The sequence below is a fragment of the Paenibacillus sp. FSL P2-0322 genome (assembly GCF_037975315.1).
Classification (GTDB): domain Bacteria; phylum Bacillota; class Bacilli; order Paenibacillales; family Paenibacillaceae; genus Paenibacillus; species Paenibacillus polymyxa_B.
Genome location: NZ_CP150243.1, coordinates 4,377,256 through 4,392,801, shown reverse-complemented (window position 1 = coordinate 4,392,801; position 15,546 = coordinate 4,377,256). Strand labels below are relative to the sequence as shown.

Annotated in this window: 15 protein-coding genes; 5 read left to right on the top strand and 10 right to left on the bottom strand. The window is 42.5% G+C overall.

Going from position 1 to position 15,546, the window contains the following annotated elements:
- The first annotated feature begins 49 nt into the window (after nucleotides 1-49).
- Nucleotides 50-931 carry a carbohydrate ABC transporter permease gene (locus MKY24_RS19365; RefSeq protein WP_076157519.1) on the top strand — a complete coding sequence of 294 codons (882 nt, stop codon included), beginning with the start codon at nucleotides 50-52 and terminating at the stop codon, nucleotides 929-931.
- A 163-nt stretch (nucleotides 932-1,094) separates the two neighbouring features.
- On the opposite strand, the gene MKY24_RS19360 is transcribed toward MKY24_RS19365, so the two are convergent.
- The 8 genes from MKY24_RS19360 to MKY24_RS19325 form a co-directional block, all read right to left on the bottom strand.
- Nucleotides 1,095-1,325, bottom strand: coding sequence for a hypothetical protein (locus MKY24_RS19360; protein WP_279835740.1), 231 nt, complete (start codon nucleotides 1,323-1,325; stop codon nucleotides 1,095-1,097).
- A gap of 589 nt (nucleotides 1,326-1,914) precedes the next feature.
- Complete coding sequence (locus MKY24_RS19355) at nucleotides 1,915-2,421, bottom strand: hypothetical protein (protein WP_144390592.1); 507 nt, start codon at nucleotides 2,419-2,421, stop codon at nucleotides 1,915-1,917.
- Entirely contained in the window at nucleotides 2,390-5,293 is a 2,904-nt protein-coding gene (locus tag MKY24_RS19350; protein ID WP_339200670.1) for a contractile injection system protein, VgrG/Pvc8 family, read from the bottom strand. The genes MKY24_RS19355 and MKY24_RS19350 overlap by 32 nt, the downstream gene beginning before the upstream one ends.
- 24 nt (nucleotides 5,294-5,317) lie before the next feature.
- The gene (locus MKY24_RS19345; RefSeq protein ID WP_023989777.1) at nucleotides 5,318-5,773 is read right to left on the bottom strand and encodes a DUF4280 domain-containing protein; all 456 of its coding nucleotides are present in this window, start codon (nucleotides 5,771-5,773) and stop codon (nucleotides 5,318-5,320) included.
- Nucleotides 5,774-5,804: 31 nt separating this feature from the next.
- Complete coding sequence (locus MKY24_RS19340; protein ID WP_023989776.1) at nucleotides 5,805-6,434, bottom strand: hypothetical protein; 630 nt, start codon at nucleotides 6,432-6,434, stop codon at nucleotides 5,805-5,807.
- Between the two features lie 12 nt (nucleotides 6,435-6,446).
- The gene (locus MKY24_RS19335) at nucleotides 6,447-6,959 is read right to left on the bottom strand and encodes a hypothetical protein (protein WP_023989775.1); all 513 of its coding nucleotides are present in this window, start codon (nucleotides 6,957-6,959) and stop codon (nucleotides 6,447-6,449) included.
- 12 nt (nucleotides 6,960-6,971) lie between these two features.
- Nucleotides 6,972-8,075, bottom strand: coding sequence for a pentapeptide repeat-containing protein (locus MKY24_RS19330; RefSeq protein WP_023989774.1), 1,104 nt, complete (start codon nucleotides 8,073-8,075; stop codon nucleotides 6,972-6,974).
- Nucleotides 8,076-8,089: 14 nt separating this feature from the next.
- The gene (locus MKY24_RS19325; protein ID WP_023989773.1) at nucleotides 8,090-9,592 is read right to left on the bottom strand and encodes a hypothetical protein; all 1,503 of its coding nucleotides are present in this window, start codon (nucleotides 9,590-9,592) and stop codon (nucleotides 8,090-8,092) included.
- A gap of 280 nt (nucleotides 9,593-9,872) precedes the next feature.
- Here MKY24_RS19325 and MKY24_RS19320 point away from each other — a divergent pair, with 280 nt between their 5' ends.
- The 4 genes from MKY24_RS19320 (at nucleotide 9,873) to MKY24_RS19305 (ending at nucleotide 12,391) form a co-directional block, all read left to right on the top strand.
- Nucleotides 9,873-10,835, top strand: a complete 963-nt coding sequence (locus MKY24_RS19320; protein WP_339200667.1) for a YafY family protein — start codon at nucleotides 9,873-9,875, stop codon at nucleotides 10,833-10,835.
- 109 nt (nucleotides 10,836-10,944) lie between these two features.
- Nucleotides 10,945-11,571 carry a type 1 glutamine amidotransferase family protein gene (locus MKY24_RS19315; RefSeq protein ID WP_339200665.1) on the top strand — a complete coding sequence of 209 codons (627 nt, stop codon included), beginning with the start codon at nucleotides 10,945-10,947 and terminating at the stop codon, nucleotides 11,569-11,571.
- Nucleotides 11,572-11,622: 51 nt separating this feature from the next.
- Nucleotides 11,623-12,147, top strand: a complete 525-nt coding sequence (locus MKY24_RS19310; RefSeq protein WP_339200664.1) for a VOC family protein — start codon at nucleotides 11,623-11,625, stop codon at nucleotides 12,145-12,147.
- A gap of 88 nt (nucleotides 12,148-12,235) precedes the next feature.
- A complete protein-coding gene (locus MKY24_RS19305; RefSeq protein ID WP_071558401.1) occupies nucleotides 12,236-12,391 on the top strand; it encodes a stalk domain-containing protein in 156 nt (51 codons plus the stop codon).
- 322 nt (nucleotides 12,392-12,713) lie between these two features.
- Here MKY24_RS19305 and MKY24_RS19300 read toward each other — a convergent pair whose 3' ends face one another.
- Both MKY24_RS19300 and MKY24_RS19295 read right to left on the bottom strand, forming a co-directional pair.
- Nucleotides 12,714-13,586, bottom strand: a complete 873-nt coding sequence (locus MKY24_RS19300) for a copper amine oxidase N-terminal domain-containing protein (protein WP_220025760.1) — start codon at nucleotides 13,584-13,586, stop codon at nucleotides 12,714-12,716.
- Between the two features lie 519 nt (nucleotides 13,587-14,105).
- Nucleotides 14,106-15,533, bottom strand: a complete 1,428-nt coding sequence (locus tag MKY24_RS19295; RefSeq protein WP_339200661.1) for an aspartate aminotransferase family protein — start codon at nucleotides 15,531-15,533, stop codon at nucleotides 14,106-14,108.
- Nucleotides 15,534-15,546: the final 13 nt, after the last annotated feature.

Sequence of the window (15,546 nt, the reverse complement as noted above, 5' to 3'; positions counted from 1 at the left end):
TCATGCAAATAGATGAGGGAACAAAGGACAGAAAGAGGGAGGAACGGATATGAAAACCCAGGCAGCCGCCAACTATCCGCTTGGAGTCGCTACCCGCGGCAAAATGTTAACTCGGGTCGGTTATGCCGCTTTGTATATCATTTTAATCATCTTGGCGGTGACGCAGCTTTTACCGCTGGTGTGGCTGATGCTGTTCTCGCTTAAAAATAATCAGGAAGTGTTTAACCTTCCGCCGTTTGCACTCCCGTCCCAGCCGCATTGGGAGAACTATATGAATGTGTGGACCAGCGGCAACATCGGGCGGTACTTTTTCAATAGTGTGTGGATTACGGTCATATCCGTGGCGTTGACGGTGCTGCTAGCCAGCTTTGTAACGTTTGCTATTACGCGTATGCGGTGGAAAGGAAGCCAACTGGTCCTCGGGCTCTTTATGGTCGGACTGATGATTCCGGTCCATTCTACCTTGATTCCGTTGTTCAGTATGTTTCTCAAACTGCATTTAACAGACACTTCACTCTCCATCATCCTGTCGTATGTTGCTTTTAATCTGCCGACAACGATGATGATCTTGCTGGGCTTCTATTACGCCTTGCCTCGTGAAGTGGAAGAAGCGGCCGTTATGGACGGCTGCTCTGTCAACCGGATGTTCTTTCGGATCATACTGCCCATGACAACCCCCGTCATGGCAACGACATCTATTATTAACATGATCTATAACTGGAATGAGTTTATTTTCGTCAATACGTTCATCAGCTCGGACGAAAACAAAACACTGACCGTAGGCGTCCAGAACTTTATCGGACAATATACGACCGATTGGGGAGCTATCGGAGCTACATTGATGATCAGCATTTTGCCCATTTTGCTCGTGTTCCTCATCATGAGTGACCGGATTGTGGAAGGGATTGCGGCCGGGTCGGTTAAGGGGTAAAGAAAATTTGCCTGAATAGAAGAGCACCCCCTAGTGTAGACATTGGATCAAACCTCTTGGTTTATCCGGTGAATGCTAGAGGGTGTATTTTTTGCGTGAGTTTAGTTTGAGTTGATGGGGAATACATAAATGAAAGTAGAAAAAACATAGATTTAAGCTTTTTTTAACTACTCCCGACATTTCGAGCAATCATCTCATAGGTGGGGTAACACTGAGCCTTGTCGCTCATATAAGCGATAAGGTCGACCAGTATCAGCTTCTCATACTGGCTCAAGCCATAACAACGATGGATTTTAAGCGGCACTTTGGTAAATCCCTTATGAAGTGACGTGAACTCGCTATCTTGACTTACCTTGTCCATGTACTCGTTAGCGACTTGGCGGTTTTGAATCAAAACGAAATCACTCGCTCTTGTTGTCATTTCAATCCCTGCCTTATGCGTTTTTGATTACACCGCCGCACGGCGGCTATGAAGTCAGGAAGGCGAGCCTAGAACGTATCCTTACCTGCTCTATGTCAACTGTTCGTCAGCAGAGTTCTTTCTTCGCTGTAAGAATCGCTGAAATGTTCCGTTAAGTTGCGGACGTATGAAAAATCTTTCGTTTTTGCCGCCCTACTCTAATAGTGGCGGTGCCTATCCTAAAAGATGCGATTTATTGCTATTTTATCGGCGTATTCTACAGTTGTGAGTAAATTTGAAAAAACGCAAGAAAAAAACGAAGATAACAAAAACAGGTCAATTATGGTGGTATCTGACCATAATTAACCTGTTAGATGTAACGGAATAGCGTTATTCAGGTTATAAAATTAAAGCATTTGATGTGCCTACAACCGAAATAGAGGAATCTTTATACGGGTATTACATGGCTTATATGTGTTATTGGTTGAATGATGGATTCATTCGTCATTTGGTAGTCCCACCACCTTTAAAATGTTCATGATTCGAGTGGATTCATATCCAACAAGCATTCTATATCCTGCTTTCAGTTTGATAACTGTTCGAAAATATATGGGTATCGCAGTGAAGTAATTATCTTGTTTGATAGATACTTTTTCTGGTATTGATCTAGCTTTGTATTTATGATTACAGTAGCATTTTCTTTTCTGAATATTTGATCTGTACCATTTTCCACAAACACCATGTCAGGATTAAAAACCATTAAAATATTACCGAAAATTTTAAATAATACTTCTAATCCTTCCTCGAATAATTTCCCGAATAATTGAATCCCAATTTCTGCATTAATTTTCATCCCATATTCTTCTCTTAAAAAATCAATACTAATAATATCTTCTGTTTCAATATCAAGTGTGAAGTATTTACAGCTAAGACGAGAAAAATCTTCGTAGTTAGTTACTTTATCTTCAACTGTATCGCATACTATTTCATAAATTATGCTTTTAAGTGTTTCTTTATCTAAATTTGAGACTAAGAATAACGTACAGTCCATCTCACTTTTAACCTCCAAACACTCTTGTAATCTTTCCATCCTTCACTAGAATTAATTCTTCTAGTCTTTTTAGATCTCCATTCGGATTTGCTTTTCTTAAAATTGTTTCGATAATTTCGGTAACTTTTTCATTTGGAAAGTTGTCTATGTTCAAAACAATTCTTCCAGACTGTTTCTTCGTCTTTCCTGCTATTTCTTTAATTATACTTTGTATCTTTCCATCTGGTTTTGGTGCATAACAATCAAATACATTTCCTTCGATTAGAAAATCTGGATTCGACCCTTCTGCAATGCCATGACCATTTCCACCATCAATTTCATCTAACATCTCAATGTCATAGCCGTTATCAGCCAATACATCGGCTGTTTCATTTTGCTTCTTTATTCCATGGGAATCTCCTTCTCCATAATTCCCTTTAGGTTTGCCACCCTTTGGTAAAGAAGGTTCAGTAAGTTTAAACTTTGGAACTTCTCCCGTCCCCTTAGTGCTCTTACCTGTATACTCTCCTGATTCTAACGCATCAATCTGTTTTTGTCTCTCAGGCGAAATCTTTGCACCGGAACCTTTAGAATGTGGGACGTCAGGACCAGGATCATGAAACCGATAATGACCTCCAGCAGTTTCGAAAATGGGTAACCTTTTAGTTATACGGATGTTCATCTTTCTAGCTACACTTTGCAAGTAACTCCCCAAGGATTCAAAATTGGTTGGAAAACGGATGGCATTCGTTTTGAATTTTCCATCTCCAACTTTGGCCAGAGCAGAGTCGGCCTTTGCTGAATCTCCGAATAACCCCGGTGTCCCTCCTTTACCAGCTTTCCTTTCTTCAGCTTCCTTGAGTCCCTTAGATAAGGAGGCTTCTTCTTTACCCAACTTACCCAGCTTTCTAACTAACTTTGCGCCGCCTTTGACAAACCCATAAATATCTGCTACACGTTCAACGGCCTTGATACTGTCATATCCTGCGTCGTAACTTTCCTGTTTGGTATCGGTCAATGGATTAGGGAAGAAATTATTCAATTTTCGCTCAATCGGATCGGGTATGCTTTTTATGCCGTCCCACACGGTTTCAAGGTCGTGAACTACATCTTTCTTTGTTTTTTTCCCTTGGAATGAATCGGCAATATAGTTCCAGCCAAACTTCGCACCGCCCTTAATACCCTCGAGCGTCTCATTGCGCTCCAGAAAACCTTTACCAGTGTAATTTCCCGGCATAACGAAAGGAGTCATTACCATGGTCCCCATATCCGCTATATCGACAACTGAGTCCCATACCCCGCTTAAAAACTCTATACCCGCATCCCATTCTCCCTTGAGCGTGGCGCCTACATTTTCCTTAACGCGTGCTCCGAGCACACTTTGGATTCCGTTTTCAGCGACTTGCTTCTCAAAGTCAGACAAAATCGGTTCTGGGTAGTATTGATGGAGGGAAGCTTTAAGCTGGATTTCTGAACTCACGCTGTTAACTTCCTGCTCCAGATCCAACGTATCGGTTGTCGTATTTAAGTGTAAGCCGTTGGTTCCTTGCAGCAGGATGCTACCTGCCGAAAGACTAAGACTGCCTGTGGCTTGAATTTGTACACGTTGGGTGCTGTTCAGGCTGACACCGTTATGGGTATTCATGGAGATGTATAGTGATCCTTCCTGAGCACTCATCGACAGTTCGGAGTTCCCTAAGGAAATTTCTTTTCCCTGCGGATTCGCAAAGGATTTGACCCCGGGATCGGCCGTTTTACGCTGGTGGCGTACTGCAGGCGATTCGACCACGGCACCTTGAGCTGCGTGAGATGAAGGGACAGCAACGCTGGATGGTTTCGTTCGAACCGATTGTATGACCATCGCATCGTCTTCGTCAGCACTTGGAAAATACAGCTTCACCTGCGCACCTTTTTCCGGCATCAGATACCAAACCTGATTACCTTCAGCAGAATAGGGGAACCATTGGGCATCCTTGGGATTCTGCTGATCGTCTATATCCAGATGCAATCGAACCTGATTCCGGCTGACCTCTAATATTTTCCCCTCAATAGCGGCGCCAATGATCGTTCGATTATATATTTTAGGGACCTTCAAGCCCGCCAACAGGGCGCATTCATACGACCAAGTAACCAAACCGCGAATCAACTGTCCTTCACGTTTGGTGATGACGTAGGTTTCGTGATTGCGTTCGACTTCATCTCCCAATTGCAGCATTTGATCCCACTCAAAGGTATACCGGGTGTAATCTCCGATGCTGGCAGATCTCCAGCCGTTCGCCTCCTGATCCAGATAGGGAGCAATCTTGCGCTGCAACGAAAAAGGAACCTCTTTCAAATGAATATGCTGTCTGGCTTGCGGAATACCGATCCAAATTTGTGCGTGGTGTGAAACGATATTTGGGACGAGAAGGGCTCCCAAATGCGAAGCCAGCCGTTTTAAAAAAGTCCAATCTGACTCCTGATACTGCAACATAAACTGGCCTGTCGCTTTTTTCTCAAAAGCTTCATCAATCTTGTCCGAGCCCTTATAATCGGCCAGCACTGCGTCGACGATTTCAACATATTTCTGGTTTATGTGCTGAAAGGAGCGGTTTTTGAGCTGCGTATCCAGTTTAAAACTATGAGAAATGACGTCGAGAGTTACCACGATCTCCTGATGTCTGTGCTCCACATCTAAGCAGTATAGTTGTCCCATAAATAAGGGATGCTTCTGATCTTTGGCATCGGAATACCATAGCTCAACTTCGTCGTCACTGCTTGCTTTGGTAATGATTGTGTCTGCTTGATCGGCTTCTAGACTACCCGTGATCACCAGTCTAGCATGCTCTCCCAGCTCGTGACTCATATGGACGTTGTGAAGACGCAGCTTGCCATAGGGCCAAGTGACATGTAAGTGGTGATAGGTAAAGCGGTCTTTCGCTACGATGTTCATCCTTAATCTCCTTGCTTGATAAAATCAACCATCCTGTCCGTCATCAGTAATGGAGATGATACCTCCACCACCTGATCCCGTGCTGTCTGCACCAAAAAAGGAGGATATCGCCTCTTGTACACCTTGACAGCTACACATTAAGGTAGAATTGTTGAGTAGGGCAGGTGCCCCCTCAATCAATACGTCTTCCTTACCGCCTGTCCACTTGGACCCAAACGCAATCTCCGGTTCACAGGGAAGACCCTGCTTCAATTTACACAATCCAAAAGCATTGATTTTGCTAATATTGGCTCCACAAATGGCATCGTCCACGTTCAGAACGGGTTTATCTTTAATGAAAACACCGTGGCTGTACATCATATTGAGCACACCAGGGTCTGTGCCTTGACTGCACTGTAACTTGGCTCCTCTCACCACATAAGAATGTTCTCCACTGAGTGCACCTTGAGCCAGAGCTTTAATAAGTAAAGGTAAAAACATACAAGTACCTCCTTGAATAAAAGGTATAGAATCAAGAAAGCTCCGACCATGTTGCGGTGTGCAGCATGGCATAGGTTAAGGGAACCCAGAGGGGAGCATCCTCCAGCTTAAATTGGCAACTTCCGATCACAGCCTTGCCATGCCAGGAACGCACAAAGACAATCTGATAATAGGGAGAGGGGGAAACTAGAAAAATAGCTTCATAACAACCAATGACGGTATCATGAATAGAAAGAGCCTTTTCATCCACGAGCTTCATACTTGGTTGTGCGCGACTCGTTTGCTCAATCATCTGCTGTTGATAGATTTCTATTTGCGTGGGGTCCAGTTCTTGCCTGCTTTGGTGCAGACCTAACAGGATTCCACCCAGCTTGTCCTGAACAACGAAGCTTTTCGACGGATCTACCGTCTGTCCAGCCCGAACTTCTGGAATAAGAGAGTCAGGCAGGGAAATGGTGTGTTGATTTTCAAAGACAGAAAGGGTTTGAAATCGAATTTCCTGTTCATTCGGTAGGGTTAGTGAGCCTTTCAAAATTCCCTCCATCGCCGCTTCAATAGATATCATCATCCAGCTTTCATCGTTTTCCGCTGTACTTAGTTGCTCTTTCAACGTTTGTTGATGATGCAGTTTCAAAAAAAATTCATCCCAATGCTCCGTCAAGGTTGAACCTCCTTATAAGAGTTCTAGCTTTTGTAGCCGAAAACCACTCAAACTCCGTCGCAGCAAACTTTCAGCAGCCTCTAAGCTAATGATGAAATAAGGTTCCCTCACGTTGGAGAGTCTGAAAAAATGGTGTCCATTCACCTTTTGACTATCCAGCACAAGGCGTTTCAGGGTTTGATCATGCGGATAAAATTCAGTCTGTTCCGAAATACCATCCACGGAGGTAACAGATGGAATCCAATATAGCTCCTGACGGCTGGGTTCCCGGTTCACGATATACAACTGCTTAAAACGAGCTTGTGTATTGTATAGTTCTAGAATCCGTTTCATAGGATCGGAAAATAGCGGTTGTGAGGGTGAAAACGGTAGCCAGTCCGTGTACTCGGCATCTTCTGTCGCATGAACATCTAAAACCTGAGCCGGAGGCATGCCAACAAATGGCGTTTTAAAAAGGTCTAAATTCATCGGTTTAATGTTTCGGGAAATACGATGATCATCGACCAGCACATAATAATGGCGCATACACATTCCTCCTTATTCCGTCCACACAATAGATTGACGCTGTGCTTCGCTTAGTTTCCAATGCTGTTGGTACTTTCGCGGGACAAGGGTTCCTTGCATTGTAGCCCCCTCAAAACACACATGTTCAAACGAATGTACATCTGTAAAATCGGCCCCATCCAGGTTGGCGTGTTCAAAACGAAGTCCACATAGCCCCGGCACACGAACTCCATGTTCCCGATGCGGCTGTCCGCTGGCACTGCTGAAGTTAGCACCTCTCAAATCGCTATATCTAAAATCCGTGTCGGTCAGGAGGCATCCCTGAAAGCTGCTTCCTGCCAGATTCGCTCGTTGCCAAATGCTTCCGATCAATATGCAGCTGTGAAACTGGCTTTCCCGTAAGTCACTGTGGCTAAAATCGTTATAGCGCAAATCCTTTTGCATCAGGTGAATGTGGGGAAGAGAGAGCCGCTTTAGGTTTTCGTAAACATAGGGTTCTTCTTCACTGGAATGTATCAATTGCTCTCTCACTTGATCTGCAAGAAGCGATTTCTGATCTTCGACATATAGATTCTCGCTGATATCCTTGTACTCGCCCGTTCGGATAGCTACACGATCAGCTTTATGAATGGCGAGATACTCAGGCATTTGAACCACTTCTGCCATTCCTAAGCGCAGGAGGGAGTTCACAAACTGGTGGAAAAAAGGAGCGGATTCCAGCATCATTCGTTCAACGTCCACAGAAGTAATCGTCCCCATATATATTTTTCGTTCCTGTTCCAAGGTTTCCAACATGGTACTCATCGGTGCATAGGCCCATGAAGCGTCATAGGTTAATTTGCAATCGGAATCATCTTCGTACCATTCAGCAGAATAAGCCTCGACCATATACAGGTAGGTTTGCTCCAGCATCTGAGTACGCAAAAACGAGTAGTGGATATATCCAATGGGATCTTTTTGACCTTGTTGCTGCATGCTCAAAATGTGTATACACAAATCCCTAAACGATTCTTTGAAATCGAAGATTAGTTGAGCTTGGTAGCGATGAAACATGGCTTCCAGCATGTCCAACTGAATGTCCAGTAAGGGTGTAAAATGATGTTCCTTAAAATGCTGTAACGCTGCTTGTTTATCCATCTACTAACCTCCCGTTAGTTCATCTTGATTTCCGTACCGGAGAAGGTCGTTTTGTCATCCAGCGTAATGGTATTGCCTTTACCAGACAACTCAATTTTTCCGGCAGAAAGCTGGATGTTACCAGAACTCATAACAATATCCGAAGCCGCACTAATACTCACATTTTTTCCGCTTACAATATCAATGCCTGTTTTATCGTTAATGACAATGGACATGCCATTGCCAGAAATAACGATTTGATCCGGAGCGAGCATGATTTCTTTGCCGTATTTGGTTCGCAGCGTCTTAATGGCAGGGTCAGCCATTCGATCTGGCGCAGGAGCTGCCGCAGACAGTGCCGAAGAAGACTTTGATCCAGCAGACGAAGCAGAAGCTGTGGCATGTCCAGAAGTAGCAGTAGATTTTCCCCCGGAAGGTTGTGGTTCTCTTTTGACTGAGCTGATCGCGTAACCCTCTTCTTCCTTATAACTGGGGAAATAGATACGGATGCTGTCCCCGTCTTCAGGCATACAATACCAGCCCGTGTTATCCGCAGATGCATAGATGGTAGAGTAGGGAAACCAGTAATCCGTGTTCGGATCTTGCTGATCGTCCATGTCAAGCTGGGCGCGTACTTTGTCCCGACGAACGCTCAGTACCTTGCCATGAATGGAAGCGCCGATAATGGAGCGATTGTAGTCTTTAATCGGACGTAAGCCGCTTCGTGGTGACAGCTTGGCGGTATGGGTCAGCACCCCATCCTTCATCTCCGTTAGCACCTCAGCTACGATCAGTTTATGGCCTTGAAAGGTCACTTCGTAGCCAGGCTCCAGCAATTTCTCCGTCTCGACTTCATATTGGATAAAATCAGCATCACGTACGCCGGGGATATGATTCTCTGAGGCGGTCTGGAAATCAGCTACTCGTTTGGTTACTTTATAATTCGTAGATTTAATTTCTCCTTTGCTGAGTCCCATAGGCAGGCCAAAATAAAACTTTGGCACTCCATAGCCCACCGCAGGAATGAGTGGAGAGTAGAAGTGCGAAGCCATCCGTTTCAGAAATTGCCAATCGGTTTCATCATATTGCATGATAAAGGTACCGATGGGCTTCTTATGGGATACAACATCCATGGCTTCGGCTTTGGAATAATCAGATACAATACTTTCGATCAGACCCGTATAGGTGAGCTTGGGGTTCTGAAAAGAGCGTTGATGCCGCTTAATATCTAACTCGTAGGTATGAGATATGGCTTCGACGGTCAGGTAATGGACCCCGTGAACGACTTTTTCCTCCACATCCAAGGCAATGCCTCGAAAAAGGGGCTGTCGATTGTCATTTTTGTCCGTAACAAAAGCTTTGACCTGGGTTTCTTCATCCGAAGCACGTACGTACAGCTCTCGATTTTTCTCCGAAATGATACCTGTACAGATCATTCGGGCATGGTCATTGACTGTTTTTAAGATTTTAAGTTCATGAAGGCGGACGAACTCATAAGGCATGATTTCGATATGACCGTACGTCACGATGTTTTCCATAGGTGTCTCCTTCTATAGTTGTTTTTGGTAAATGTTATTATGAGATTCCCAGCTAGTAATGTGTGGTTATTGATAAATCCAGCATATGTATTTATCGGTTAAAAGAGAGATTTATTTTACAGAATGAACCATTGGAAGTGGTATTTACTATGTGTAAATCTGGAATTAGAAGATATGAGAGGGAAGTATAAGGTGGAAAAAAGTATATAATAGGTGGTAAGAGGGAGTATAAAAAGATATATATAAGATTGAGCTTAAATGAAAGATGAGGGTTCATGTTATGCCAAAAAACGATAATATGCTGGCCATTCTATGGATGCTGAATTCGGGCGTAAAGATGACTGCAAAACAAATATCCGAAAAGTTAGAAATAAATATAAGGACAGTTTATCGTTATATTGATGCACTATGTGCCAGTGGAGTGCCTATAATATCCGACACAGGTCATAATGGCGGGTATAGCCTGCTGAATAATTTTATCAGAGCACCTCTGCTATTTGATATTGAGGAAAAAAAGGCACTCCTTCATGCTGCTATTTTTGCAAAAGAAGCTGGATACCCTTTGAGTGAGGCATTAGACAATGCGACATCAAAATTGAAAATGTATTCGAATCAAGAGCAGGAAAGTATACTTAGCCGTCATTTAGCCGGATTTGAAGTTATTAATCGCATGGGAGACCCTTCTCTTCAGCCGGTATTGGCGGAATTAGAACAGGCTATAGCCAACGAATTCTCTGTAGAAATGGATTATCGCACAAGCCATGAAGAACAACCCAAGAATAGGGTGATAGACCCCTATGGAATGGTCTACTGGAACAATAAATGGTATACTGTTGCATTTTGTCACCTAAGAAATGAGATCCGTTGCTTTCGGGCAGATCGAATTCTACAAATCAAGCGTACTCCAATCATATTTAAGCGTTCTGAAGCTTTTTCAGCCCGTGAATTTTTTATGCAAAATCTATTACCTGATTTAGTGGGCAAGGACAGTTTAATTTCTTTAACTATCGGAGGCAGGTCAGAGGCATTGGATGACTTATGTCTGCATTGGTTTTTGGGGCATCATCTAAAAGAGCGGACATCCAATCAAGCCATCTTTTTGCTTGAGGAAAAATCACTTCATACATATGTCCCTTATTTACTCCTACCCTACGGGAAATCCATTCAAGTCATCGAACCACAGAGTTTGAAGGAAAAACTTGTTGCTGTTGCGTCGGAGTTAATGGAATATTATCAACGTTAAAAGCTTCACTGACAGTAGATGTCAGTGAAGCTTTTTTATAATGAGGATAATCATGGATTACCGAGGGCTGGTAACACTCGATAAATTATAAAATAAGGAGAACTTGCAAATGAATAATACGGTATATCTTTATGTGTTTGACACTATGGCAGACTGGGAGATAGGTTATTTAACTGCCGAACTGAACTCGGGGAGATATTATAAAAAGGAGCTGGTCCCATCAAAAATAGTTACCGTGGGAATGGAAAAGACCCCTGTAACTACAATGGGCGGATTGAAAATCCTGCCAGATATCAAACTGGATGAGTGCAAAATTGAAAGCACAGATACATTGATTTTACCCGGTGGAGATACATGGACAGAAACCATTCACCAACCCATCTTAAAAATAGCTGAGAGGTGTTTAGAGGAAGGGATATGGGTTGCAGCGATTTGTGGTGCTACCATGGGACTTGCCCAGGCAGGATTGCTGAATTCACGTTGGCATACAAGCAATGATCTGGAATACCTTAAAATGATCTGTCCCAACTACACGGGCGAAAATTATTACAAAGTGGAGTCTGCTGTAACGGATGGAAAACTGATCACTGCATCTGGAACAGCTCCGTTGGAGTTTTCTGTACATGTCTTAAAAGCTCTGGGTGTGTTTTCTTCAAAAACATTAGAAGCCTGGTATAGTCTTAACAAAACACGTGAATCCAAATATTACTATGAGTTGATGAATTCAATCCAATGAAGGTATAAGCATAAAATTGAACTATTACGATCATTTAAAGGAGGAGTTAAAATGACTGAAAGCAGAGAATATACGGGAGTGTCAGGTAAATATACAAAGAATGGAATGCCCAACGGCTTTACATCTATTACCCCTTTTATTACAGTGAAGAATCCTTCGGAAGCAATAGAGTTCTATACAACGCTTTTCAATGCAAGGGTTAAGGATATTACTGAATATCCTGATGAGAATGGCAATAAAATAATTGTTCATGCGGAATTAGATTTTGGAAATGGTTTTTTGCAGCTGGGAGCAGCGAATCCGGCATATCAATTGGTCTTGCCGCCAGATGAAGACAATGCGTGTTATTCTTTCGGAATTTACGTCATGAATGCTGATCAGGTCATTGAAAATGCGGTAGCAAGAGGAGCGAAAGTAAGGGAACCAGTTACAAACTTTGTTTCAGGTGATCGATTCGGAAGTATATTGGATCCTTGCGGAGTAAGATGGTCTATTATGACCAGAATCGAGGATTTGTCAGAAGAAGAAAGTAGTCGTAGGGTTGCTGAATGGGCTAAAAGCTTTAGTGGAGAATAAATGCAATAACTTTTTTTGATGAAAAGTGTTAAAGTGACTATCTGCTAAAATGATGTAATAGAAATTCTGGTGGCACAAAGTTGCATACATGAACGATGAAGAAAAGATGATGCCGAGTGCTCCCATTATGCCGCCATATCCAAATCGGGTTATGGTTCCTCTTAGATTTGTTTCAGAAGTTCTGGGGGCTACAGTAAATACAACTAAGATCAATGGAACATTACATGTTGACATTAAGAAATAATACTTGATTGCTTGGGAATGGGTAACAAACTAATTGCTCCTTAAGTCTGGTACATAAGGCTTGAGGAGCAATGTTTTAATGAATAGCAGAGAAAGTTTTGAACAGGGGTTCAACTCTCCACGTCTCTATACTGAAACCCGCTCACTGAGCGGGTTTTTGCTTTTAATCACTTTTAATTGTAGACCTAATGTAGATATGAAAAATTTAAGGCATAGGGTGGACCTTTGAGGAACTGAAGAAGGATATTGAAACCTATACATCTATTATTTAAAATAATGAGGTTGCAGGCAAAACTAAAAGGCCTCAGTCCAATGGAATATTACTATTTTCGTTCATTCTTCGTTTGTAATGTTCTTCCGGCAGCTAGTATATACTGCAAAGGGTCATTTATTTTAAGATACGACAGACTTTGAGACACGCGACCTTCCTGATTAACTTTTGGACGTTTTCGATCCGGGATATCTACAGACGCGAAATCTGCATCCATTTCCACCGTTTGATTAAAGAAGCCAATGATGTGCAAATCTTCTTTCCCTTTTTTAATCGTGGAGCCTGTCCGATTTAACCCACTCACTGTGATACTCCCTCTGGTTTCGCTTGCTGAGTTTTTCTCTTCCACAAGATTGAAATTTTGAATATCCAGTGCAGAAGGATTGTCAACAATGGATCTTCCTCGATCCAGTTCTATTACTTTTTGAAAGATCTTGCTTTGGTCAAAAGCAAGATCTTTTAAAATTACTTTGTTGTTCATGTACTCAAACGGGATATTCATACTTCTCACTAATACCCCAAGCGGAATGACAAAGGCATCCTGAATCACTTCGGGCTGAGTGTCCATCTGTGCTGGAGTACCGTTCAGTTTATATGTTTTCGCTCCCTTTTGAAACACAATTTCATTTGACCTCCACCTGATTTTTGCTTCCTGAAGTTTACCGTTATAATCAACTTTTGCGCCAAGAAGCTCGGCAACGGAACGAAGCGGAACCATGAGACGTTTTTCTTCATTAACGTAGGGACCAATCGGCGTGCAGTACAAAACGTCATAATCATTCACTTTGAGCAAAGAGGTTCCATTGACATGAATAGAGTGATTAATCGGTGCTGCATTAGCGTTATAAGAAGAGGTTCCAAATATAGAACTCACAAGAACTGCAAGGGATAATACAGCCGTTCTATAAAAATATTTTCGTTTCATTTTTCACCCTCCGTGAATTGAGATAGGTTGTGTTAGGTCGCATGTTTGCTTTGGAGCAGTGATAGTTTGTCCTTCTTTAGTTTTAAATAAATTTTCTCCTACTTGCTCTGCATTAGACCACTGCTCCAATAATTCGGGCTTGTTTGCAAGAATCTCTCTATCATCTCGAATGTATACTACATTGGTTCTTTCTCAGAACAGGTTGCTTTATGAAAATTCAGGTGGTAATAGGGGGTATATCCTTTCCATAGTCTCGACACACGTGGAGTGCGTGGTAGTGATATATAGATGAGAAGCATTGATGAATGAGGATTTAAGAGCAACTTGAATATGTTCCTGCATTCAAAAAAACGTTTTAGGATTGAGTGCTGTTCATTGTTACTGCATTGCACAATGGCAAATAATTTGGAAGATGTTTAGGAAACAGTAAAGAGAGGCGGCGAGCCCCTCTTATTTGTGTGATGTTGAGCATTTTTATTCATTTACAGAAAGCGTAGCATTTCATTTCAAGATTTTTCATCACAAAAAGGCTTTTGTCTCATTCAATGATCGTGCTATATTCGATAAAAGCTGAATTGTATTCCTTATCTCATGTTCCGTAGTGTCTGGGTGAATTGCACAGATTCGGAGAGCAGTTTTTCCATTAAGTTGTGTCGTAAGCACAGAGGCGTATCCGTTTGTCATCATTTCTTGGGAGATCCTTTTATTGAGTGAATCTAATTCTTGCTCAGATAATCCAGTTGGCGCATATCGAAAATTAACAATCGCTAACTGTGCGGGGGATACAATTTCCCAATGATTATGTTTTTTGATTTCATCTTCAGCCCATTCTGCGAGTTGAACTCCATGCTCTATGGCTTCACCGACAGCATTAGTTCCTAAAGCCTGTAGTGTCACCCATAGTTTCAAACTTCGAGCAGGCCGCGTTAATTCAGGGCCCAGATCCCAATAATTAATATATTCTTCATTAGTCTCGGCATCTTTCAAATATTCTGGATGTGTGCTGAAGCAGTTTCTAAGCTGTTGATTTTCTTTGGCTAAAACTACGCTACAGGAGTATGTCTGCATTAACCATTTATGTGCATCCCAGGTGATGCTATCTGAACGCGATATCCCGCTCAAAAGGGGCTTATATTTCGAAGAAGCCAAAATCGATGCACCGTAAGCTCCATCCACGTGTAACCAAATGTTATGTTTTTCACATAGGTCAGCAATTTCGTTCAACGGGTCAATGCTTCCCGTATTGGTTGTGCCTGCCGTGGCAATGATCGCAAAAGGCTTCATGCCAGCCGCCTGATCATCCATTACTTTTTTTTCTAAGGCTGAAACATCCATACGAAAATTTTTATCACTTGGAATCTTTCTGATTTGATCACCACGGAATCCGAGGATGCGTAACCCTTTGGCGACCGATGAATGAGTTTGATCTGAAACATAAGCAGTTCCAATGGCATATTCCTGCTCGGATAACCTTGCATTGCGTGCAGCCGCTAAAGCGGTCAAATTCGACAGCGATCCGCCCGACAGAAATAAGCCTCCAGCAGTATTGGGATATCCAGCTTGGTCACACATCCACCGGATCACTTCCCCCTCTAAAAGGCTTGCGCTCGAACTCAGCATCCAGCTTCCGGCATGGGTATTATAAGCGCTGGTCATGATATCTCCTAACCACGAGTAAAGAGACATTGGACCAGGAACCAATGCGAAAAAGCGAGGGTGTTGCATGAAGGTTTGGTGAGGATAGACGTTTTTCCTCATTTCATCGACGACCTCTTGTATCGGTCTTCCTTTTTTCGGAAAACCAATTTCCCTTAAATGAGCTATTGTATCCTCATCTGCAGTGTTGATTACTTTTCGGGATCGAATATTGTTATTTTCTGCAATATATGAATGTATGAACTGTTCAATAATCTCACCTAATTGCTGATTTGGTTCTTGATTCATCATAAGCATCTCCTTT